Consider the following 22148-nt stretch of genomic DNA (forward strand, 5'->3'; position numbering starts at 1 on the left):
TCCAATACGTCGATCACCCATAGCTTGAGGCTATCAAGGGCCGACCGTGAACGCTCGCCAGCTCGAGATCTTTCGCGCGATCATGCGGACCGGCAGCGTGACGGACGCGGCGCGCGTTCTCAACGTCTCGCAGCCGACCGTGAGCAAGGTGCTCCTCCACATGGAGAGCCAGCTCGGGCTGAAGCTCTTCAGCCGGGCGCGCGGCCGGCTGACGCCGACGCCGGAGGCGCAGCTCCTCTTCCCGGACGCCGATCGCGTCTTTCGCGACCTCGCGGCGCTGCGCCAGCTGGTCAACGACCTGCGCGCGGGCGACGGCGGCTCGATCCGCATCGCCGCCTCGTCCTCGCTGGCGGAGACGGTGGTGCCGCGGGCGCTGACGCGCTTCCGCCGCGAGCACCCGCGCACGAAGATCTCGAGCCATCTCCTCCCGGCGGCGGAGACCGCGGAGATGGTGCGCGCGCGCGCCGTCGACCTCGGGCTCACCCTGTCGCCGCTCTCGGACCAGACGCTGCATGTCGCGACGATCGGCCAGTGCAACATGGTCGCGGTGATGCCGGTCGGACATCACCTCGAGCATCATTCGCGGATCACCCCGAGGGACCTCGTCGACGAGAGTCTCATCTCCTTCTCGTCGGACACCCATTTCGGCCGCCTGCTGGACGAGGCGTTCGTGTCGTCCGGCGTGACGCGGCAGGTCGCCGTGGAGGCGACGATGTCGTCGGTCGCCGTGGCGCACGTCGCCGCCGGCGGCGGCGTCGCGCTCGTCGACCGGTTCGCGACGATGTTCGCGCCGACGGGTCTCGTGTGGCGACCGTTCCATCCCACGGTCAACCTATCGGTGACGCTGATCGAGTCGCCGAACCATGTCCCCTCGCGCCTCACGCGGTGGCTGATCGAGGATCTGCGCCACTGCGTCGGCATACTCGACGCCTCGGTCTGACCGTTCCGCGGGCCCGCCGCGCGATGCCGGTCCGGAGGGGGGCGTCGCGGGAGGGCCTCCGGGCCTAGCGGGCGAGGCGGTCGATCCGGTCGCGCATGCGGTACATCCTGCCCATCGCCGGCAGGAACCATGGGGTTCCGGTGTAGCCAGGGCGCGTCGGGAACGGCGCGCGCTCGAAGATGGAGACCTCGGCGTCCGGCGTCAGGACCTTCTGGCCGATGCGATCGCCGAGCCAGGTCAGCTGGACGAGGCCGCCGCCGTTGCAGCCCATCGCGTAGTGGACCCCGTCGTGGACGCCGATGTGGGGGACGAAGTCGAACGTGAAGCCCACCCGGCCGCGCCAGGCGTGCGTCACCGCAACGTCCGGCAGGTCCGGCAGGACGCCGCGCGCGAACGACAGCAGCGTGCGGGCGATGGTGGCGGTGTCCGGCGAACCGAAGGTCGCGCGGCCGCCGAAGAGGAGGCGTGTACCGTCCGGCGAGGGGCGGAAATAGTACGGCACGCGCTTGGTGTCGCCGTAGACGCGCATCGGCGGCAGCAGCCTGGCGACGACGTCGCGTCCCATCGGCTCGGTCGCGATCATGTGGCTCTCGATCGGGACGATGCGGCGGCGGTACCAGGGCGCGGCGGCGTCGGTGTAGCCGTTGGTGCCGAGGACGATCTCGGCGGCGGCGACCTCGCCGCGGGTCGTGGCGACGCGGAAGGCTCCGCGCCGGCCAGACCAGCCGGTGACCCGCGTCTCGGGGTGAAGCGTGACCCTGCGGCCGCGGCAGGCGTCGACCAGGCCGCGATGGAAGAGGGCGGGATGGGCGCCGCCGGCCTGTTTGGTGAGAACGCCGCCGAAATAGTAGGAGGTCGCGAGCTCCTCGCGCTGCCGCTCGATCGGGATCACCTCGACGCCGCCGTCGAAATGCTGCCCGAGCTCCTCCGCCTCCTCGGCGAGCGCGCGGAAGGCGCGCGGGGAGTGAGCGCCGACGAAGCGGCCGCAGCGGCTGTAGCTGCCGACCCCGTTCTCGGTCACCATCGCCTCGAAGTGGTCGAAGGCGCGTCGCAGTTCGGCGAGCAGGTCGTCGCCCCAGGAGCGTGAATCGGCGTTCTTGAGGAAGTGCTTCTTGATCCCGGCGACGGCAGAGCCGCCGTTGCGCGTGCTGGCGCCGATGCCGATCGGCCCGGCGTCCACGACGGCGACGGAGCGGCCAGCCCCCGCGAGGACGCGGGCGGCCGACAGTCCGGTGTAGCCGGCGCCGATCACGAGGACGTCGACCCTTGCGGGCGGGTCGGCGGGCTCGACGTCGCGACCGATGGGGGCGGCCGCCTCCCACCAGTAGGGTGTGTCCTTGATCGGGCCGGGTGCGGGTCGGGTCACGGGGGTCGTCCGGTTGGAGGCGGCGGGGAAGTGTTCAGTATGCTGAAACGGATCAGAGGTGCCGCTCGGTCACCGGCTGGGCGATGATCCACAGCACGCGGCACGGGCTTTCGGTGTCGTTCCCGAACGAGTGCTCCAGGTCGGAGTCGAACTGGAAGCTGTCGCCGGCGTTGCAGCGGACCGTCCGCCCGTCGACCGTGAGCCAGAGGGTACCATCGAGGACGACCCCGCCTTTCTCGGCGACGAACTTCAGGGGCTGATCGCCCGAATTGCCGCCCGGCGGGATGTGCAGGATCATCATCTCGAGGTTTCGGGCCACGCCGGGCGAGAGGAGCTCCTTGACCATGCGGTCGGGTCCGAAGTCCAGAAACGGGCGACTGTCGCCGCGGCGGACGAATGTCGGTGTGTCGGTGGTCTCGGTCGGTTCGCCGAAAAGGGCGGCGAGCGGGACGTCGAGTGCGAAGCGGATCTTGGTCAGCACCTTGAGGGACGGATTGGCCGCGTCACGCTCGATCTGGCTGAGCATGCCGACGGAGACCTGGGCGAGCTTGGACAGCGCGGTGAGGGCCAGGCCGCGCTCCTTGCGCAGGCGCTTGATGTTGCTCCCCACGAGCGGGACGCCGAATTCGTCCACCGTCGCCGGGTCCGTGCCGCTCCCCGAGAGCGCGGGAGTCGCTTCACTGTTTCGTGCCAAGTGGCAGGCTCCATGCTTCAACATATTATCTGACTATCCGCAAAGACTTGGCAACTGCCGTTGAATTCAGGTCGGCGCCAGTTCGCCGAAATTTGACGCAATGAGGCCGGTTTCAGCAGAAATTGACTCATATGCGCGCCAATTCAGCAAATCAACGAATGCCCGAAAAAGTGGCTCCGACGCCTTGCGTTGATTTCGAAATGTTGAAATCCTCCGGTCGACGCGCAAGCCCCCGAAGACCCGTCCGGGGTCCGCCGGGGTGTCCCGAAGCGCGGAAGAATGTGTGCCGGCGACGGCAACCAACGGAGTTCTTGATGGTCGAGATCGGCGTCGATATCGGCGGAACGTTCACCGACGTGATTTGCCGCTCCGCCGGCGCTCCGGACCGGGTGGTGAAGGTTCCGACCACGCGGGGAGATCCGAGCCGCGCCGTCCTCGCCGCCGTGGCGCGCCTGAAAGACGAGGCCGGGATCGAGCCCGGCGACATCGTCCGGTTCGTCCACGGCACCACGGTCGCGACGAACGCCGTCCTCGAGCGCAAGGGTCCGAAGATCGGGCTTCTCACCACCGAGGGCTTCAAGGACATCCTCGAGATCGGCCGCCAGCTCCGCCACGACGTCTACCGCGCGGTACTCGAGGCGGAGACGCCCGTCTACCTCGCCCACGGCCGCTTCCGTCACGAGATCCCGGAGCGAGTCGCGGCCGACGGAACGGTCCTCACGCCGCTCGACGAGGAAGCGGTGCTGAAGGCGGCCGAGGCGCTCGTGGCCGACGGCGTCGAGGGCATCGCCATCGTCTTCCTGTTCTCCTTCCTGGAGCCCGCGCACGAGCGGCGTGCGGCCGAGCTCATCGCCGAGCGGTGGCCCGATCTCGCGCTGTCGCTCTCCTGCGACGTCGATCCGGCCTTCCGCGAGTACGAGCGGACGGTCGTGACCGCCTTCGACGCGTACATCAAGCCGGTCATCGACCGCTATCTCGCCAACCTCGAGGCGGGGCTCGAAGCCGAGAAGGTGCCCGCACCGCTGCAGATCATGCAGTCGCGCGGCGGCATAACGGCGGCCGAGACGGCGCGCCAGCGTCCGGTGCGGCTCTTCCTCTCGGGACCCGCTGCCGGTGTCGCCGGTGCCCAGGCGGTCGGCGCCGCTGCCGGTGTGGGCGATCTCATCAGCGTCGACATCGGCGGGACGTCGTCCGACATCGCGCTGATCCGCGCCGGCAAGCCGATGATCCGCCCCGAGGGGCACGTCGGCGGGTACGACATCCGCGTGCCGATGGTCGACGTCAACGCCATCGGCGCCGGCGGCGGGAGCCTTGCCTGGATCGACGCGTCCGGCGGCCTGCGCGTCGGCCCCCACTCGGCGGGTTCTGAGCCCGGACCGGTCGCGTACGGCCGCGGCGGCACGCAGCCGACGGTGACCGACGCGTCCATCGTCCTCGGCTACATCGACCCGAACTATTTCGCCGGCGGGACCATGACGCTGGATCCGGAGCGGGCGCGCGCCGCGATCGAGAAGGAGATCGCCGCGCCGCTGGGCCTCTCCGTGGAGCGGGCCGCGCTCGGAATCCACCGCGTCGTCAATGCCGGCATGACGGAGGGGATCCGCCTCGTCTCAATCCGCCAGGGCTACGACCCGCGTGAGTTCGCCCTGCTGCCGCTCGGCGGAGCCGGCGGGATCCACGCCGCCGCTCTGTCCGACGAGCTGGCCGTGACACGCTTCCTAGTGGCGCTGCACCCCGGCGTCCTGTCCGCAACGGGTCTCCTTTCGGCGGAGATCGAGCACGAGATCGCCCGTGCCTTCCCGTGCCGGCTCGCCCAGAGCGATCCGGCGGCGGTCGCCGCCTTCCTCGACCGGCTCGACGGCGAGTGCGCCGCGCTCATGGCGCGGGAGGGGAGCCTGCCGGGCGAGACGAAGATCAGCTATTCGGCCGACATCTGCTTCGTCGGCCAATCTCATTATCTCGAAATTCCGTTCAGTCCGACGGGTGGGTTCGCCGAGCGGCTCGACGCCGATTTCCGCGCCGACTACCAGCGCGTCTTCGGCCACGCGGCGAGCGGCGCGCTCGAGATCGTGAACCTCAGAGCGATCCACCGCGCCGGCCACGGCGGCGCCGGCGAGGTGCCGGAGGCGCAGCACGCGCCGCGCGCGACCACGACCCGTCGCATCGTGCTGCCGGGCTACGAGGCCGGGGTCGAGGCCCGGGTCGTCGACAGGCAGAGCATCGCGGCCGGCGACACCCTAGAAGGCCCGCTAGTGATCGAGCAGGCCGACACCACGACGCTCGTGCCGCCGGGCTGGTGTGTCACCGCGATCGCGTCCGGCATCCTCGACGTGAAGAAGATCGGCGCAGGAGAGCGCGCATGAACACGATGGAGCGGCCGGGCCTCCCCGCCGAGACCAGCGCCCTCGACCCGATCACGGTCGAGGTGGTGCGCAACAAGCTCGTCGGCATCGCCAACGAGATGCAGTCGATCCTCCTGCGCTCGTCGTTCTCGCCCATCGTGCGCGAGGGGCTCGACGCCTCGGCGAGCCTCTTCACCCTGCGCGGCGAGACCCTGGCGCAGGCGGTGGCGATCCCCATCCACCTCGCCACGATGATCCCGCTCATCGCCCGCATCCTTTCCGAATTCGACGTCGCCGGGATGATCGAGGGCGACATCTACCTGATGAACGATCCCTATCTCGGCGGCACCCATCTGCCCGACATCGGGGTGGTCATCCCGATCTTCGCCGAGGGGCGGCCCATCGCCTTCGCCTGCGCGATGACGCACCATCAGGACGTCGGCGGCATGGCGCCGGGCTCGATCCCGACGAACGCCACCGAGATCTACCAGGAGGGGCTTCGCCTGCCGCCGCTGCGCCTGCGCCGCGGCTACGACGAGTGGAACGACACGCTGTTGAAGATCATGCGGCTCAACAGCCGCATCCCGGACGTCTTCATCGGCGACCTCGATGCCCAGGTCTCCGCCTGCACGACCGGAGCGCGGCGCGTGGCCGAGATCGGCGCGACGCACGGCGCCACGCTGGCGACGGCGATCTTCGACGACCTCCTCGACCGGTCCGAGGCGATGACGCGGGCTGCGCTGGCGGAGCTTCCTGCCGGCACCTACCGCTACGCTCACTACAACGACAATGACGGGATCGAGCTCGACAAGCCGGTTCGCATCGAAGTCGCGGTGACCATCGGCGACGGGACCTTCGAGTGCGACTTCGCCGGCTCCAGCCCGCAGCTTCGCGGACCGTTCAACGTCGTTCCCTCCGGCAGCAAGGCGGCCGCCTACTGGGCGCTCAAGACGATCACCGGGCCCGACATTCCGACCAACGGGGGCTGCTTCCGTCCGGTCTCGGTGAAGCTGGAGGAGGGCTCGGTCCTCAATCCGCGCGAACCTGCGCCGGTGAACTCGCGCACCGCAACCATCAAGCGGGCGACCGGGGCGATCCTCGGCGCGCTGCGCGAGATCCTGCCCGAGCGCATCGGTGCGGACGCGGCCGGCGAGATGCTCGCCGTCTCCTTCGGCGGACGGGACCTCAAGGGCAACGCCTACGTCATGGGCGAGATCATCGCCAGCGCGTCGGGCGCCGGTCCGGCCTCTGACGGCGTCGACGTGATCGAGACCGACGCGACCAACTGCATGAACATGCCGGTCGAGGCGGTGGAGCGTGACGCGCCGCTGCGGATGATCTCGACGCGCCTCGCGGCCGACTCCGGGGGCGCGGGCACCTTCCGCGGCGGGCTCGGCATCTGGCGCGAGTACGAGGTCCTCGCCGAGGAGGTGCGCGTCACCTACCGGGGCGAGCGGCACTTCTTCGCCCCGGCGGGTGCGGCGGGCGGCGGCCCGGGCGGCTGCGCCAAGGCGATCATCACCCGGGCCTCCGGCGAGACCGAGGAGATCCCGTCCAAGCTCGTCACCACCCTCTATCGCGGCGACCGCCTGCTCGTCGTGACCGCCGGCGGCGGCGGCTGGGGCGACCCCAAGAGCCGTGACCGCGACCGCGTCCGAGAGGACGTCGCGGACGGCAAAGTGAGCGCCGCCGCGGCGGCGACGCTCTACGGCCTGACGGACGACTGACCTCCAACTCGGAAGGGATATCGATGACGTTGTTATCACACCTGCGTGCAGCGATCGGCGCTGTTGCTCTCACGGTTTCGGCCGGTGCGGCGACGGCGGCGGAGAACAACTGGAAGATGCACGTGGTCTGGGTTCCGGCCCGCGAGGAGGCCCAGGCCTTCACCCGCATCGCCGAACTCGCGTCGGAGAATTCCGGCGGCACGCTGGCGATCCAGGTGTTCCCGGGCGGGGCGCTGGGGATCAAGGACGCAGATATGCTGCGCATCCTGCCGCGGGGCACCGTCATCCAGGCCGCCGGCCTCTATCCGGGCTACCTGACGCGCGACAAGCCGGAATATTCCTTCACCATGCCCCCCGGCGTCGCGTCCGAGCCGGAGTCGCTGAAGGCGGCGCTGCCCGAGCTCACGAAGATCTACGGCGCGACCTACGAGGAGGTCGGCATCACGCTCCTCGGCTTCGTCGGGCATCCGGTCCAGAAGACGTACATCATGTGCAAGGAGCCGGTGCGCACGCTGGAGGATCTCAAGAGCAAGAAGGTTCGCGTCTGGGAGCAGTTCCAGGTCGACACCTTCGCCAAGCTCGGCATCTCCGCCCAGATCATCGGCCAGAACGAGCTTTACGTCGCGATGCAGACGGGTGTCGTCGACTGTGCGGTCTACACCGTCGGCTCCGCGCTCAGCATCTCGCTCAACGAGGTGGCGCCGTACGCGTCCTATCTCTTCCCCTACGTGCTTCATCCGCTGAACATGATCGTCTCGACGAGCGCGTTCGAGGCCCTACCGGAGGAGGCCCGGACGGCCCTCGAGGAGGCGGCCGCGACGGTCCAGGAAGAGACGTTCGACGCCTACCTCTCGGGCAAGGCCGACGACGTGGCCGAGGAGAAGTACAAGGCGGCGGGCGGCACCGTGCTCGAGCCCTTCTCCGCCGAGGATCGTGAGGCCTTCACCGCTGCGGCGCGCGAGGTCTGGAAGGCCGCGTCCGAGGCCGGCAGCGAGACGGCGCAGTCGAACTACGAGAACCTTTCCAAGATCGTAAAGTAACGTCGCCGGGGGCCCCGCTCGGGGCCCCCGAGCCTCGGCCACGGAGCACCCATGCGACGCCTCCTCCTCGGCGCGGACCGGATCGCGACGGTCCTCTCGGCGGTTTCGGCTGCACTCGCCACCGCGATCATCGTCCTGATCTTCGTCGCGACCATGATGAGATACCTCATCGCCGCGCCCATCTCGTTCACCGAGGAGCTGGTCGGGCTCCTGTTCACCGCGATGGTGTTCGCGGGCCTGCCCGCCGTCACCATGCGCAACGCCCACGTCCGCGTGACCATCGTCGCCGACAACATGCCGAGGCCGGTGGCCGAGGTGCTCGAGCGCCTCGCCCACTTCGTCACCCTGCTGTTCGCGCTCTGGTTCGGCTGGCTGACGTGGAACTACTTCGACGTCACGATGTCGCTCGACGCGCGCTCCGCCGGCTCCCGCCTCATCCTGTGGCCCTGGACGCTCGTCATGCCGGTGTCGTGCGCCCTCGCCGCCATCGCCGCCGCGCTGCGGACGGTCGCCCCGATCAAACCGCATCACGAACCGGTCGAGGGCCTCGTCTGATGATCTACGCCATTCTTGCGGGCGGTTTCGTCATCACCGCCGTCATCGGACTGCCGATCGGCATCGGCCTCGCCCTCACGGGCCTCGCCATCCTCCAGTTCGCCGTCGGCGGCGCCACCGACCTCGCGGTCAACGCGATGTGGGACGTCTTCAACAACTTCACGCTCTCGGCGGTCCCGCTCTTCATCATCATGGGCGAGATCCTGCTGGCGAGCGGCGTGTCGTCCCGCCTGTACAACGCGATGTCGCCGTTCTTCGGGCGGATCCCGGGCAAGCTCCTCCACACCAACATCGCGGTGTGCGCCCTCTTCGGCGCCGTCTCCGGGGCCTCGACCTCGACCGCGGCGGCGGTCGGGTCGGTCGCTTTCCCGGAGCTCCTGAAGCGCGGCTACGATCCCAAGATCGTGGTCGGCACCCTGGCGGCGGGGGGGACCCTCGGGCTCCTCATTCCGCCGAGCCTGTCGCTCCTCATCTACGGCGCGACGATGCAGGTCTCGATCGGCCAGCTGTTCCTCGCCGGCATCATTCCGGGCATCCTCTTCGCGCTGGGGATGATGGCGCTGATCGTGCTCCTGACGCTGACGAAGCGCGGGCTGACGCCCGATGCGCCGGACGCGGGGCCGGGCCTCGGCGGGGCCCTGCTGGGCCTCCTCAGGATCTGGCCGATCGGCATCCTCGTCTTCTCCGTGCTCGGGACGATCTACCTCGGCATCGCGACGCCGACCGAGGCGGCGGGTCTCGGTGTCGTCGCCTCGATCGGCCTCGGCTTCCTCTGGGGCGATCTCACCGTCCGCGGCCTCCTCAAGGCGCTGCGCGACAGCGTCGAGGTGTTCGTGTCGATCTCCATGGTGATCCTCGGCGCCGTCGTCCTGGCGCAGGCGATCTCCATCGTCGGGCTGCCGTTCGAACTGATGACGTGGATCAAGACGCTCGGCCTGTCGCCGACGATGCTGCTCGCCGTCGTCGCGATCTTCTACCTGGTGCTCGGCTGCTTCTTCGACGGCATCTCGCTGATGCTGATGACGCTGCCGATCGTCTTCCCGGTGATGACGTCGGTGGGCTACGACCCGGTGTGGCTCGGTGTCGTCATCACGGTGCTCATCGAGGTCGGGATGCTGACGCCGCCGGTCGGCATGAACCTCTACATCCTCACCGGCGTCTCCGGAAACCGCGTCTCGCTGATCGAGGCGGCGGCGGCCGCGGCACCGTTCTGGGTGCTCCTGCTCCTGGGCGTCGCGGTGCTCGCCGCGGTGCCGCAACTCGCTCTCATGCTCCCTCAAGCGTTCTACTGACGGGCGCCTGCCCGCGCCCTTGGAGTGCCTCATGGCGTATCACGTGGGGGTCGACATCGGCGGCTCCTTCACCGACTTCGCGGTGTTCGACGACACCACGCGCTCGCTTCATTCCCTCAAGGTCTTCTCCCGGCCGGACCAGCCGGGGGCGGAGGTGATGGAGGGCATCCGGCTGCTGGCCGAGCGGCAGGGGATCGACCCCGCCGAGATCGTCACGTTCACCCACGGCACCACCGTCGGCGTCAACACGGTGGTGCAGCGCAAGGGGCTGAAGCTCGCGCTGTTCGTGACCGAACACTTCCGTGACGTGCTGGAGATCGGCCGCCTCAAGACGGCCGACATGTACTCCCTCCTGGCCAAGCGGCCCGAACCGCTCATCCCGCGGGACATGGTCTTCGGCATCGCCGCGCGGCTGCTGGCCGACGGAACCGTCGACGAACCGCTGGACGAGGCCGGAGTGGAAGCCGCGGTCGCCGCCGCCCGGTCCGCCGGCGCGGAGGGCATCGTCATCGCGTTCCTGCACGCCTACCGCAACGGCGAACAGGAGGAGGCGGCCCGCGCCATCGTCTCGCGCTTGGCTCCGGACCTTCCGGTGTTCACCTCCTCGTCCACGTGGCCGATCATCCGGGAATACGAGCGGACGGTGACTGCGGTCATCGGCGGCTACGTGCAACCGCGCGTCGCCCATTACCTCGGCTCGCTCCAGGAGGCGCTGAAGGACCAGGGCGTTCCTGCCGAGGCCCTCATCACCAAGTCCAACGGCGGGGTGATGACGGCGGAGAAGGGCAAGACCGACTGCGTCCAGATGATCCTGTCGGGCACCGCCTCGGGCGTCACGGGCGCCTGCCACATCGCCCGCCTCGCCAACGTGAAGCGGGCGATGACGCTCGACATCGGCGGCACGACCGCGGACGTCGCGCTGCTGGAGAATGCCGAGCCTTTCTACGGCGTCGGCGAGCGGATCGGCGACTATCAGATCTTCATCCCGACCGTGTCCGTCACCTCCATCGGCGACGGCGGCGGATCGCTGGCGTGGGTGGACCCGCTCGGCGTTCTCAAGGTGGGGCCGGAGAGCGCCGGCTCGACGCCCGGACCGGCCGCGTTCGGCCGCGGCGGGACGCGGGCCACCATCACCGACGCGTTCGTCGCCAACGGCCTCGTCGGACACTCGGGCCTCGGCTACGACGCGGTGAGGGCCGACCGCGGCAAGGCGCGCGACGCCGTCGCCGACCTCGCCGGAAAAATCGGCAAGAACGTCGAGCAGACCGCCGAGGCGATCATCGACATCGCCGTCTCCGGGATGTTCACCGAGGTGAGCGGGCTGATGTCGCGCGCTGGCGCCGATCCGCGCGACCACTCGATCATCGCATTCGGCGGGGCAGGGCCGATGCTGGCGGTCTTCCTCGCCCGCGAGCTCGGCATGCCGGAGGTGGTCGTGCCGCAGACGCCGGGTGTTCTCAGCGCCCTCGGCGGCCTCATCGCCGACCTCAAGAACGACTTCATCGAGACGCTCTATCTCGACGTGAAGCCGCAGAATGCCGAGGCGATCCGCGCCGGGTTCGTGCGGCTCGCCGCGAGCGCCGAGGACTGGCTGACCCGCGAGCAGGGTTTCACCGGGTCCCGCACGCTGATCTATTCGGCGGAGATGCGCTACCAGGGGCAATCGTTCGAGCTCGACTCGCCGTTCGACCCCGCCGTCCTCGAGACCGGCGATACCGACGTGCTCGCCGAGGCGTTCCACACGGCCCACGAGGCGCTCTACGGTCACGCCAACCGCGCCGCGCCGGTGCAGCTCATCACCGCCCGCGTCGTCGTCCGGGGGGAGACCGACAAGCCGGACTTCCCGGCGGCCGAGCTTCGGCCGGTCCGCGCCGAACCGGAGACGATGGTCCCGGTCTGGCTCGACGGCGCCACGGTCGACGCCGCGATCCACCGGCGGGCCGCCCTGTCGCCCGGGGCGAGCTTCGACGGTCCCGCCGTCGTGCTGCAGGACGACTGCACGACGGTCGTACCCGCCGGCTTCACGGTGGCGGTCGACGCCTACCACAACCTGCGCATCACCCGTGGAGCGGCCGCATGAGGATCGACACCGCAACGCTGCAGGTGCTGGCCAACCATTGCGCCGCCGCCGCGGAGGCGATGGGCTACACGCTCATGCGCACCGCCTACTCGACCTTCGTCAAGGAGACGGAGGACTTCTCCTGCCAGGTCATGACGCTCGCCGGAGAGACGGTCGCCTCTCCCATGTCGATGGGGGCGACCTGGTATACGGGCCTCGACTACGGCCCCGTCATCGAGCGGTTCGACGACTACCGTCCCGGTGACGTCTACTGCACCAACGATCCCTATTCCGGCTTCGTCGCCACCCATCCGCCGGACCTACACATGTGGATGCCGGTGTTCCATGGCGGCGAGCTGGTCTGCTTCGTCGGCAACCACATCCACAACACCGACATCGGTGGCGCGGTCCCGGCGTCGCTGTCGCGCACACTGACGGAGGTCCATCAGGAAGGGATCCGCATCCCGCCGATGCGCCTGATGCGGGACGGCGTGCTCAACACCGACGTCCTCGACGTCATGAACCTCAACGTTCGCGTGCCCGAGCAGAACATCGGCGACTTCAACGCCCAGCTCTCGTGCGTGATCACCGGCGAGCGCAAAGTGCGGGCCATCATCGAGCGGTTCGGCCTCGAGACCTTCCGCGACGGGCTGCACGACCTCCTCGACTATGCCGAGGCGCAGGCGCGGGCTGTCATCGCCTCGATCCCCGATGGCGACTACACCTTCGCGGACTATGCCGACGAGGACGCTGCGGGCGGCTATCCGGCACGCATCTGCGTCACGGCGCGGATCCGCGGCGACGAGGTCACGCTCGACTTCACCGGCACCGACCCGCAGCTCGCGTCGTCGCTGAACATGCCGACGGGCGGGCGCCAGCGGCATTCGCTCATCACGGTCGGGCTGATCTACGTCCTGAAGGCGCTCGATCCGACGATCACGCTCAATTCCGGTTCCGTGCGGAACCTGACCAGCGTGCTGCCGGAGGGAACGGTCGTGAACTGCACCTTCCCTGCGGCGGTGGGAATGCGTTCGCTGCTCTCCAACGTGACGCAGACGGTGATCATCGGTGCCTTCGGCCGGGCCCTGCCGGACCGGCTGCCGGCCTCGCCCGGCAGCGGCCTCAGCCTCCTCAATGTCCGTACGGCGACACGGGAGGGTCGCACGGTGATGGCCTCGATCGGACCCGTCGGCGGCGGCGCGGGCGGCGGTCCCTACGCCGACGGCGCGGAGGGCAGCGGCGCCAACATGAGCTTCCTGAAGAACACGCCGGTCGAGATCAACGAGGCCGAGGTGCCGGTGCGCATCCGCAAGTACGGACTGGTGCCCGACAGTGGCGGCGCCGGTCGCTGGCGCGGCGGCTCGGCGCTGATGATGGAGTTCCAGACCTTCAGCCCCGGCGCGATGGTCACCGCCCGAAACCGGGACCGCAGCCTGATGAGCGCGTGGGGCACGGCCGGCGGCCGTGCCGGTGCCCCGTCCCGGTTCGTGCGCAATCCCGGACAGCCGGATGCCGAGGAGCTCGGCAACACCGATATCGTGCACCTCGAACCCGGCGATATCCTGCTGCTCGAAGGCCCCGGCGCCGGCGGCTACGGCCCGCCGCACGAGCGGCCGGTCGAGAGTGTCCTCGCGGATGTCCGCCGCGGTTTCATCAGCCCCGGCAGCGCGCGTGCGGACTACGGCGTCGCCGTCGATCCGGCGCGGCCCGACGGGCACGACACCGCGGAGACGGCGCGTCTGCGCGCCGGTCTCGCGCAGACGGCATCGACCGGGCACTTCGGCCACGGAGAGGGCCGGCTGGCGTTCGAGAGGGTATGGACCGAGGCGCGCTACGCGGCCCTGACCACGCTCCTAGCCGCCGTGCCGATCACGTGGCGCTATTTCGTCAAGCACCGCATCTTCAAGGCACTCGGGAGCGACGAGGCCGGGCCCGACGGCGGCGCGCACGACGTGGTCGCCGCCTACGAGGCGCTTGCCACCCGCTTCGCCGATCTCCCGCCGGTTCCGGCCGCCCTTCACCCCGTCCACGCCGCCGCAAAGTAACGTCCGATGCGCCATCGCCTTGACCGGATCGAGACCGATCCCACACCGCCCGCCGAGACCGACGTCGTGGTCATCGGCGGAGGCATCGCCGGTGCCTCGACGGCCTATCATCTGGCGCGCCGGGGCGTTGCCGTCACGCTGGTGGAGAAGGGGTTCGTCGGCGCCGAGCAGTCGAGCCGCAACTGGGGCTGGTGTCGCCAGCAGGGCCGCGACGTCGCCGAACTGCCGCTCATGCGCGAGTCGATCCGTCTGTGGGACGGGATGGCCGAGGCGGTAGGTGGCGACGTCGGCTTCCGGCGGACCGGCGTCGCGTTCGTCACCGACAGTGCGTCGGAGCTCGAAGGCTGGAAGACGTGGGCGGACGCCGCGCGCGAGCATCAGGTCCACACCCGCGTCCTGACGGCGGGCGAGGCGGTCGAGCGGATGCCGGGAACCGGAGCGCGCCTCGTCGGCGGCATCGAGACGCCGAGCGACGGCCGCGCCGACCCCGCGAAAGCGGCACCGGCCGTCGCGGCCGCGGCGCGGCGGCACGGTGCCGTCGTCGTCGAGGGCTGCGCGGCGCGCGAGCTCGAGACGACCGGGGGCCGTGTCTCCGGCGTGGTGACGGAGAAGGGGACGATCCGCGCGCCGAGGGTCGTGTGCGCCGGCGGCGCGTGGGCGGGACTCTTCTGCCGTCACCACGGGATCCGCCTGCCGCAGGCGGTGGTGCACGGCTCCGTCCTCGAAACGACACCGGTGCCGGAGGTGTTCTCGACGGCCGTCTCCGGTCCCGGGTTTTCGGCGCGCCGCAACGATTATGGCGGGTACACGGTGGCGATGGCGGGGCGGGGAACGGTCCACGTCACGCCGACGATGCTGCGCAACGCGGTGACCTTCATTCCGCTCTTCCTGCAGCGGCGGAAGGGGCTGAAGCTGCGCCTCGGCCGTTCCTTCTTCGCGGACCTCTCCGCCGCGCAGTGGGGGCCGGAGGGGCCGACGCCGTTCGAGGCGACCCGGGTCCTGGACCCAGAGCCGGACGAGGAGCTGCTGGCACGGGCGCTCGCCGGCCTCGTCGACAACGTGCCGGAGCTGGCCGGTGCGAAGATCGCGCGGTCATGGGGCGGCGCGATCGAATCGACGCCGGACCTGCTCCCGGTCATCTCGGAAATTCCGGCCTGGCCGGGATTTTTCCTGTCGACAGGCTACAGCGGCCACGGGTTCGGCATCGGGCCCGCCGCCGGCCGGCTGACCGCGGACGTCGTCATGGACGATACGCCGCTCGTCGATCCCGCACCGTTCCGCTACGAGCGGCTGCTGAAGCGCGGACCCATCCACCCGGGCGGCGAGTTCTAGCGCGGCGCACCCGAACGGGCATGTGCCGGGGCGGCCGTCATGACGGTTCGGCCGCCATCAGCTCGTGCATCGCGGCGTGGAAGCGCGCGGTGATGGCCGCGCGGTGGATGTGCCGCCCTTCGGCGACGACCTTTCGGCCTCCGCTCCAGACCGCGTCGACCGTGATTCCATCGGTGAACACGAAATGATCGAGCGCCTTGTCCGCCGGGAGCCAGGGGACCGCGTCGAGGTCGAGCGCGACGATGTCGGCCCGCTCGCCCGGCGCGAGCCCGGCTGAGCTTCCGATCGCGGCGGCGCCCCCGCGCAGCGCCTCTTCGAAGAGGTGTTGGCCGGTCGATCCGCCCGCCGGCGCGAGCACGTTGCGGGCGCGATGCGCCAGGCGCTGGGAATATTCGAGCGTGCGCAGCTCCCGCTTCAGCGAGATGTCGACGTTGGAGTCGGACCCGACGCCGAAGCGACCACCCCCCTCGAGGAACGGAACCGCCGGGAAGATCCCGTCGCCGAGGTTCGATTCGGTGATCGGGCACAGGCCGGCGACGACCCCGCGCTCCGCCATGGCGCCGACCTCGTCCCCGGTCATGTGCGTGGCGTGGATGAAGCACCAGCGCTCGTCCGCGGAGGTGTTGGCGAGGAGCCATTCCACCGGCCGCGCGCCCGTCGCCGCCACGCACCCCTCGACCTCGCCCACCTGTTCGGCGGCGTGGATGTGGATCGGCCCGTCCGTCAGCGCGGCGACGGCGGCGAGCTCGTCCGCGGTCACGGCGCGCAGGCTGTGCGGCGCGACGCCGACGATCCCGCCCGGCAAGGCGGCCGCGATGTCGCCGCAGCGCTCGACGAGGCGGGCGAAGTCGTCCAGCCCGTGGATGAACCGCCGCTGGCCGGGAAGGGGCGGGAGGCCGCCGAAATCGGCGTGGGCGTAGAACACCGGCAGGAGCGTGAGACCGATGCCGGCCGTGTCGCTGGCGGCGGCGATCCGCTCGGCCATCTCGGCCGGATCGGCGTAGGGCGAACCGTCCCGGTCGTGGTGGAGGTAGTGGAATTCCCCGACCCGGGCGAACCCGGCCTCCAGCATCTCCATGTAGAGCTGGGCGGCGACGGCCTCGACGTGGCCGGGATCCATGTTGAGCCCGATCCGGTACATTTCCCGGCGCCAGCTCCAGAAATTGTCGGCCGTGGGGCCGCGCAGCTCGGTCAGGCCCGCCATCGCCCGCTGGAACGCGTGGCTGTGGACGTTGCCCATCGCGGGGATCACCATCCCATGGCGCTCGTCGCCCGCTTCCGCGGCGGCGCCGGTCCGGATGTCCTCGACGGTCTCTCCGGATACGGTGATCCGCACGTCGCGCTCCAGTCCGGAGGGCAGCAGGGCGTGAGCGGCGTGGATGACGGTCATCGTGAGCCTTCCGGGGCGATGTGGACGAAATCGGTGAGGAGACCGGTTGCTCTCCCGCCCAATAAGTATATACATAATGACGCAGCGAGAGGCAACCTGAATGGCGAACGGCGATCGGATCTGGCGCAACGCACGCCTTGCGACACTGGACCCCGGGCGGGACGGTCTGGGGGAGATCGGGGACGGCGCTCTCGCCGTGCGGGACGGGACGATCCTGTTCGCAGGACCCCGGGCCGACCTTCCGGGCGAGCTTGCCGGCGGCGCCGACGTCGTCGACTGCGGGGGCCGCTGGATCACGCCCGGCCTCGTCGACTGCCACACCCACCTCGTCCACGCCGGCAACCGGGCGAAGGAGTTCCAGATGCGCCTCGCCGGTGCGTCGTACGAGGAGATTGCACGCGCGGGCGGGGGCATCGTCTCGACGGTGGCGAGCGTCCGGGCCGCCAGCGAGGACGACCTCGTGCGCGAGAGCCTGCCGCGCCTCGAGGCGCTGATGGGCGAGGGCGTGACGACGGTGGAGGTGAAGTCCGGCTACGGCCTCACCGTCGAGGACGAGGTGAAGATGCTGCGGGCGGCGCGCCGCCTCGGCGAACGTGGCGTCACGGTGATGACGTCCTATCTCGGCGCCCACGCCGTCCCGGCCGACTATCGCGGCCGCAACGACGCGTTCATCGACGAGGTGGTGATCCTGGGCCTCGAGGCCGCGCACGCGGATGGCATCGTCGACGCGGTGGACGGGTTCTGCGAGGGGATCGCGTTCTCGCCCGAAGAGATCGCGCGGGTGTTCGACGCCGCCGCCCGCCTCGGCCTTCCCGTCAGGCTGCATGCGGACCAGCTGTCCGACCTCGCCGGAGGGGCGCTCGCGGCGCGGTACGGCGCGCTGTCGGCCGACCACCTCGAATATCTCAGCGACGACGGGGCCGCCGCCATGGCAAGGGCCGGCACCGTCGCCGTGCTGCTGCCGGGCGCCTATTACTTCCTGCGCGAGACGCGCAAGCCGCCCGTTGCGGCCCTGCGCGAACACGGCACGCGGATCGCCATCGCGACGGACAACAATCCCGGCACCTCGCCGCTGACGTCGCCTCTCCTCACCATGAACATGGCTGCGACGCTGTTCGGCCTCACGGTCGAGGAGTGCATCGCCGGCATCACCCGCGAGGCGGCGCGTGCGCTCGGCCGGCTCGACCGGATCGGCACGCTGGAGCCCGGCAAGGCCGCGGACTTCTGCCTTTGGGACATCGCCGAGCCCGCCGAGCTCGTCTACCGCATCGGCTTCAACCCGCTGCACGCCCGCGTCTACCGGGGGCATGCCGATGCCGCAGGGAAAGGGCGCCCATGACACTCATCCTCCGGCCCGGACGGGTCACCCTCGCCGAGCTCGCCACCATCTACTGGGACAAGGTGCCCGCGCGCCTCGACCGCCAGTTCGACGAGGGGATCGAGAGAGCGGCCGCGCGGATCGCCGCCATCGCCGCCGGCAACGCGCCCGTCTACGGGGTGAACACCGGCTTCGGCAAGCTCGCCTCGATCACCATCGACGCCGCCGACACCGCGACCCTGCAGCGCAACCTCATCCTCTCCCACTGCTGCGGCGTCGGCGCGCCGCTCGGCGAGGAGATCGTGCGCCTCGTCATGGCGCTGAAGCTCATCTCGCTGGGCCGCGGCGCGTCGGGTGTGCGGCTGGCGCTCGTGCGGCTGATCGAGGACATGCTGGAGCGCGGCGTCACGCCGATGATCCCCGAGAAGGGCTCGGTCGGCGCGTCGGGCGACCTCGCCCCGCTCGCCCACCTCGCAGCGGTGATGATGGGCGAGGGCGAGGCCTTCCTCGAGGGGGAGCGTCTCCCCGGCCGCACCGCGCTGGAGCGCGCGGGCCTCGCGCCGGTCGTCCTCGCCGCCAAGGAGGGGCTGGCCCTCATCAACGGGACACAGACGTCCACGGCGCTCGCGCTCGCGGGCCTGTTCCGTGCGCACCGGGCGGCGCAGTCGGCGCTCGTCACCGGCGCGATGTCGACCGACGCCGCGATGGGCTCGTCCGCCCCGTTCGTGGCCGACATCCACCTCCTGCGCGGCCATCAGGGGCAGATCGACGCTGCCGCGGCGCTGCGCGGGCTGCTCGCGGGGTCCGAGATCCGCCAGAGCCATATCGAGGGGGACGAGCGGGTCCAGGATCCCTACTGCATCCGCTGCCAGCCGCAGGTGGACGGGGCGTGCCTCGACATCCTGCGCAGCACCGCCCGCACGCTCGAGATCGAGGCGAACGCCGTCACCGACAACCCGCTCGTCCTCTCCGACGACAGCGTGGTCTCGGGCGGGAACTTCCATGCCGAGCCGGTCGCCTTCGCGGCCGACCAGATCGCCCTCGCGGTCTGCGAGATCGGCGCCATCTCGCAGCGGCGCATCGCCCTTCTCGTCGACCCGGCGCTCTCGTACGGCCTGCCCGCGTTCCTCGCGCGGAACGCGGGGCTCAACTCCGGGCTCATGATCGCCGAGGTCACGTCCGCGGCGTTGATGAGCGAGAACAAGCAGATGGCGCACCCCGCCTCGGTCGATTCCACACCGACCTCCGCCAACCAGGAGGACCACGTATCGATGGCCTGCCATGGCGCCCGTCGCCTCCTCGCGATGACGGAGAACCTCTTCGCGATCATCGGCATCGAGGCGCTGACGGCGGCGCGCGGGGTCGAGTTCCGCGCACCGCTCGAGACCAGCCCGGCGCTGCAGGGCGCCATCGCGGCGCTGCGCGGCGTGGTCCCGACGCTGGACGACGACCGCTACATGGCGCCCGACCTTGCCGCCGCCGCCGCGATGGTCGCCGACGGCCGCCTGGCAGGCAGCGTACCGGCGGAATGCCGCGTAGGACTGGAGAGCAGATGAGCGTGTTCGACGTTGCCGAGGGGACCTCGCCGGTCATCCTCGCCTTCCCCCACACCGGCACCGACGTCCCGGACGAGATCGCCGCGCGGCTGAACGACAACGGCCGCCTTCTCGCCGACACCGACTGGCACGTCGACCGCCTCTATGCCGGGCTCCTTGCGGACGCCACGACGGTGCGCGCCACGTTCCACCGCTACGTGATCGACGCCAACCGCGATCCGAGCGGGGCGAGCCTCTATCCCGGCCAGAACACGACCGGCCTCATCCCGGTGACGGACTTCGACGGGGCACCGATCTGGAAGGCCGGCGAGGAGCCGGGGGACAGCGACATCGCGCTGCGCCGCGCGGCGTATCACGAGCCCTACCACGCCGCGCTCGCGGCACAGATCGAGCGGGTGAAGGCTCGTCACGGTGTCGTGGTGCTCTACGATTGCCACTCGATCCGCTCCCTCGTTCCGTACCTTTTCGAGGGGACGTTGCCGGACCTCAACATCGGCACGGCGCACGGAACGACGTGCGACCCGCAGGTGGAGGCCGCCGTCGTGGCGGTGGCCGAGGCGGCGACGGACTTCACGCACGTCCTCAACGGCCGCTTCGTCGGCGGCTGGACGACGCGCCACTACGGCCGGCCGGACGAGAACGTCCACGCGGTGCAGATGGAGCTGAGCCAGATCAGCCACCTCGCCACCGAAGCGCCGCCGTTCGAGTACGACGCCGCCAAGGCGGAGCGTCTGCGAATGACCCTCAAGTCCATTCTGGAGCGGCTGGAACAGGTCGCCTTCCGCCTGCAATCGAGAGAGAACGCCGATGGCTGATCCCCGTCACAACGTCCGCGAGGTGAGGGCGCCGCGCGGCACCGATCTCACCGCCAAGAGCTGGCTCACCGAGGCGCCGCTCAGGATGCTCATGAACAACCTCGACGCCGAGGTGGCCGAGCGGCCCCACGAGCTCGTCGTCTATGGCGGCATCGGCCGGGCGGCGCGCACATGGGACGACTTCGACCGCATCGTCGCGACGCTCCGGACTCTCGAGGGCGACGAGACGCTGCTCGTCCAGTCGGGCAAGCCGGTCGGCGTCTTCAAGACGCACGCCGACGCGCCGCGGGTGCTGATCGCCAACTCGAACCTCGTGCCGCACTGGGCCACGTGGGACCACTTCAACGAGCTCGATAGGCGCGGCCTCGCGATGTACGGCCAGATGACCGCCGGCTCGTGGATCTACATCGGCACCCAGGGGATCGTGCAGGGGACCTACGAGACGTTCGCCGAGGCCGGGCGCCAGCACTACGGGGGCGATCTGAAGGGCCGCTGGATCCTCACCGGCGGGCTCGGCGGCATGGGCGGCGCGCAGCCGCTCGCCGCGGTGATGGCCGGCGCCTGCTGCCTCGCCGTGGAGTGCGACGAGACCCGCGTCGATTTCCGCCTGCGGACCCGCTACCTCGACGCCAAGGCCCACACCCTCGACGAGGCGCTCGGCCTGATCGAGGCCTGGACCAGCGCGGGCGAGGCGAGGTCGGTCGGACTGATCGGCAACGCGGCCGAGATCTTTCCCGAGCTCGTCGCCCGCGGCGTCCGGCCGGACATGGTCACCGACCAGACGTCCGCGCACGACCCGATCCACGGCTACCTCCCCCTCGGATGGTCGGTGGCCGAGTGGCGCGCCAGACAGGAGAGCGATCCGAAGGCGGTCGAAGCCGCGGCGCGCGCCTCGATGAAAGTTCACGTCAAGGCGATGGTCGACTTCTGGAACGCCGGCGTGCCGACGCTCGACTACGGCAACAACATCCGCCAGGTCGCAAAGGAGGAGGGGCTCGAGAACGCGTTCGCCTTCCCCGGATTCGTGCCGGCCTACATCCGTCCGCTGTTCTGCCGTGGCGTCGGGCCGTTCCGCTGGGCCGCGCTGTCCGGAGACCCGGAGGACATCTACAGGACGGACGCGAAGGTGAAGGAGTTGCTGCCGGACGACGCGCACCTCCACAACTGGCTCGACATGGCGCGCGAGCGGATCGCCTTCCAGGGGCTGCCGGCGCGCATCTGCTGGGTCGGGCTCGGCGAGCGTCACCGCCTCGGCCTCGCCTTCAACGAGATGGTGCGCAATGGGGAGCTGAAGGCGCCGATCGTGATCGGCCGCGATCATCTCGACTCGGGCTCCGTCGCCTCCCCGAACCGCGAGACGGAGGCGATGAAGGACGGCTCGGACGCCGTTTCGGACTGGCCGCTCCTCAATGCGCTGCTCAACACCGCATCGGGCGCAACCTGGGTGTCGCTGCACCACGGCGGCGGCGTCGGCATGGGCTTCTCGCAGCACTCCGGGATGGTGATCTGCTGCGACGGCAGCGAGGATGCCGACCGGCGCCTCGCCCGCGTGCTTTGGAACGACCCGGCGACCGGCGTCATGCGCCACGCGGACGCCGGCTACGAGGAGGCCATCGACTGCGCCCGGGAGAAGGGCCTGCGCCTGCCGGGCATCCTCGGCAACTGACGGGCGGTCGG

16 protein-coding genes are annotated in these 22148 nt (G+C 70.3%); 13 read left to right on the top strand and 3 right to left on the bottom strand.

The genetic code is table 11. The features are described 5' to 3' along the window. Nucleotides 1–46 precede the first annotated feature (46 nt). On the top strand, nucleotides 47–940 hold the full coding sequence (locus DLJ53_RS12055) for a LysR family transcriptional regulator (RefSeq protein ID WP_111345425.1): 894 nt from the start codon (nucleotides 47–49) through the stop codon (nucleotides 938–940). A 64-nt stretch (nucleotides 941–1004) separates the two neighbouring features. On the opposite strand, the gene DLJ53_RS12060 is transcribed toward DLJ53_RS12055, so the two are convergent. Continuing rightward, complete coding sequence (locus DLJ53_RS12060) at nucleotides 1005–2306, bottom strand: NAD(P)/FAD-dependent oxidoreductase (protein ID WP_111345427.1); 1302 nt, start codon at nucleotides 2304–2306, stop codon at nucleotides 1005–1007. A 52-nt stretch (nucleotides 2307–2358) separates the two neighbouring features. Further along, nucleotides 2359–3000: a cupin domain-containing protein gene (locus DLJ53_RS12065; RefSeq protein ID WP_211100579.1), complete on the bottom strand. Its 642-nt coding sequence runs from the start codon at nucleotides 2998–3000 to the stop codon at nucleotides 2359–2361. A 314-nt stretch (nucleotides 3001–3314) separates the two neighbouring features. Between DLJ53_RS12065 and DLJ53_RS12070 the strand changes: the two genes are divergently transcribed. Genes DLJ53_RS12070 through DLJ53_RS12105 form a run of 8 tightly spaced genes read left to right on the top strand, consistent with a single transcriptional unit; the run spans nucleotide 3315 to nucleotide 15392 of the window. Continuing rightward, nucleotides 3315–5363 (top strand): hydantoinase/oxoprolinase family protein, encoded by a 2049-nt coding sequence (locus DLJ53_RS12070; protein WP_162409156.1) that lies wholly within the window; start codon nucleotides 3315–3317, stop codon nucleotides 5361–5363. Continuing rightward, nucleotides 5360–7069, top strand: coding sequence for a hydantoinase B/oxoprolinase family protein (locus tag DLJ53_RS12075; RefSeq protein ID WP_111345432.1), 1710 nt, complete (start codon nucleotides 5360–5362; stop codon nucleotides 7067–7069). Before DLJ53_RS12070 ends, DLJ53_RS12075 begins: the two co-directional genes overlap by 4 nt. Nucleotides 7070–7092: 23 nt before the next feature. Further along, nucleotides 7093–8109 (top strand): TRAP transporter substrate-binding protein, encoded by a 1017-nt coding sequence (locus DLJ53_RS12080; protein ID WP_111345434.1) that lies wholly within the window; start codon nucleotides 7093–7095, stop codon nucleotides 8107–8109. 51 nt (nucleotides 8110–8160) lie between these two features. Beyond that, nucleotides 8161–8664, top strand: coding sequence for a TRAP transporter small permease (locus DLJ53_RS12085; protein ID WP_111345436.1), 504 nt, complete (start codon nucleotides 8161–8163; stop codon nucleotides 8662–8664). Next, nucleotides 8664–9956, top strand: a complete 1293-nt coding sequence (locus tag DLJ53_RS12090; protein WP_111345437.1) for a TRAP transporter large permease — start codon at nucleotides 8664–8666, stop codon at nucleotides 9954–9956. The genes DLJ53_RS12085 and DLJ53_RS12090 overlap by 1 nt, the downstream gene beginning before the upstream one ends. Before the next feature lie 31 nt (nucleotides 9957–9987). Next, nucleotides 9988–12036, top strand: a complete 2049-nt coding sequence (locus DLJ53_RS12095) for a hydantoinase/oxoprolinase family protein (protein ID WP_111345439.1) — start codon at nucleotides 9988–9990, stop codon at nucleotides 12034–12036. Next, nucleotides 12033–14060 carry a hydantoinase B/oxoprolinase family protein gene (locus DLJ53_RS12100; RefSeq protein ID WP_111345440.1) on the top strand — a complete coding sequence of 676 codons (2028 nt, stop codon included), beginning with the start codon at nucleotides 12033–12035 and terminating at the stop codon, nucleotides 14058–14060. Before DLJ53_RS12095 ends, DLJ53_RS12100 begins: the two co-directional genes overlap by 4 nt. A 6-nt stretch (nucleotides 14061–14066) precedes the next feature. Further along, the gene (locus tag DLJ53_RS12105) at nucleotides 14067–15392 is read left to right on the top strand and encodes an NAD(P)/FAD-dependent oxidoreductase (protein ID WP_111345442.1); all 1326 of its coding nucleotides are present in this window, start codon (nucleotides 14067–14069) and stop codon (nucleotides 15390–15392) included. 37 nt (nucleotides 15393–15429) lie between these two features. Here DLJ53_RS12105 and DLJ53_RS12110 read toward each other — a convergent pair whose 3' ends face one another. Further along, complete coding sequence (locus DLJ53_RS12110) at nucleotides 15430–16782, bottom strand: formimidoylglutamate deiminase (protein WP_111345444.1); 1353 nt, start codon at nucleotides 16780–16782, stop codon at nucleotides 15430–15432. A gap of 100 nt (nucleotides 16783–16882) precedes the next feature. Between DLJ53_RS12110 and hutI the strand changes: the two genes are divergently transcribed. The 4 genes from hutI to hutU are packed head-to-tail and all read left to right on the top strand — an operon-like array spanning nucleotide 16883 to nucleotide 22137. Continuing rightward, a complete protein-coding gene (hutI, locus tag DLJ53_RS12115) occupies nucleotides 16883–18121 on the top strand; it encodes an imidazolonepropionase (protein WP_111345446.1) in 1239 nt (412 codons plus the stop codon). After that, complete coding sequence (gene hutH / locus DLJ53_RS12120; protein WP_111345447.1) at nucleotides 18118–19656, top strand: histidine ammonia-lyase; 1539 nt, start codon at nucleotides 18118–18120, stop codon at nucleotides 19654–19656. Before hutI ends, hutH begins: the two co-directional genes overlap by 4 nt. After that, nucleotides 19653–20471, top strand: coding sequence for an N-formylglutamate deformylase (gene hutG, locus DLJ53_RS12125; RefSeq protein ID WP_111345449.1), 819 nt, complete (start codon nucleotides 19653–19655; stop codon nucleotides 20469–20471). The genes hutH and hutG overlap by 4 nt, the downstream gene beginning before the upstream one ends. Continuing rightward, nucleotides 20464–22137, top strand: a complete 1674-nt coding sequence (gene hutU / locus DLJ53_RS12130; RefSeq protein WP_111345450.1) for a urocanate hydratase — start codon at nucleotides 20464–20466, stop codon at nucleotides 22135–22137. The genes hutG and hutU overlap by 8 nt, the downstream gene beginning before the upstream one ends. The last annotated feature ends 11 nt before the right edge of the window (nucleotides 22138–22148 follow it).

It is taken from the genome of Acuticoccus sediminis (genome assembly GCF_003258595.1).
Classification (GTDB): domain Bacteria; phylum Pseudomonadota; class Alphaproteobacteria; order Rhizobiales; family Amorphaceae; genus Acuticoccus; species Acuticoccus sediminis.

What these genes read in the sequence shown, in the direction of transcription:
- DLJ53_RS12085 (WP_111345436.1), top strand. Translation starts at nt 8,161, where the DNA reads ATGCGACGCCTCCTCCTCGGCGCGGACCGGATCGCGACGGTCCTCTCG.
- DLJ53_RS12070 (WP_162409156.1), top strand. Translation starts at nt 3,315, where the DNA reads ATGGTCGAGATCGGCGTCGATATCGGCGGAACGTTCACCGACGTGATT.
- hutU (WP_111345450.1), top strand. Translation starts at nt 20,464, where the DNA reads ATGGCTGATCCCCGTCACAACGTCCGCGAGGTGAGGGCGCCGCGCGGC.
- DLJ53_RS12100 (WP_111345440.1), top strand. Translation starts at nt 12,033, where the DNA reads ATGAGGATCGACACCGCAACGCTGCAGGTGCTGGCCAACCATTGCGCC.
- DLJ53_RS12105 (WP_111345442.1), top strand. Translation starts at nt 14,067, where the DNA reads ATGCGCCATCGCCTTGACCGGATCGAGACCGATCCCACACCGCCCGCC.
- DLJ53_RS12080 (WP_111345434.1), top strand. Translation starts at nt 7,093, where the DNA reads ATGACGTTGTTATCACACCTGCGTGCAGCGATCGGCGCTGTTGCTCTC.
- DLJ53_RS12075 (WP_111345432.1), top strand. Translation starts at nt 5,360, where the DNA reads ATGAACACGATGGAGCGGCCGGGCCTCCCCGCCGAGACCAGCGCCCTC.
- hutI (WP_111345446.1), top strand. Translation starts at nt 16,883, where the DNA reads ATGGCGAACGGCGATCGGATCTGGCGCAACGCACGCCTTGCGACACTG.
- DLJ53_RS12095 (WP_111345439.1), top strand. Translation starts at nt 9,988, where the DNA reads ATGGCGTATCACGTGGGGGTCGACATCGGCGGCTCCTTCACCGACTTC.
- DLJ53_RS12110 (WP_111345444.1), bottom strand. Translation starts at nt 16,782, where the DNA reads ATGACCGTCATCCACGCCGCTCACGCCCTGCTGCCCTCCGGACTGGAG.
- DLJ53_RS12090 (WP_111345437.1), top strand. Translation starts at nt 8,664, where the DNA reads ATGATCTACGCCATTCTTGCGGGCGGTTTCGTCATCACCGCCGTCATC.
- hutG (WP_111345449.1), top strand. Translation starts at nt 19,653, where the DNA reads ATGAGCGTGTTCGACGTTGCCGAGGGGACCTCGCCGGTCATCCTCGCC.
- hutH (WP_111345447.1), top strand. Translation starts at nt 18,118, where the DNA reads ATGACACTCATCCTCCGGCCCGGACGGGTCACCCTCGCCGAGCTCGCC.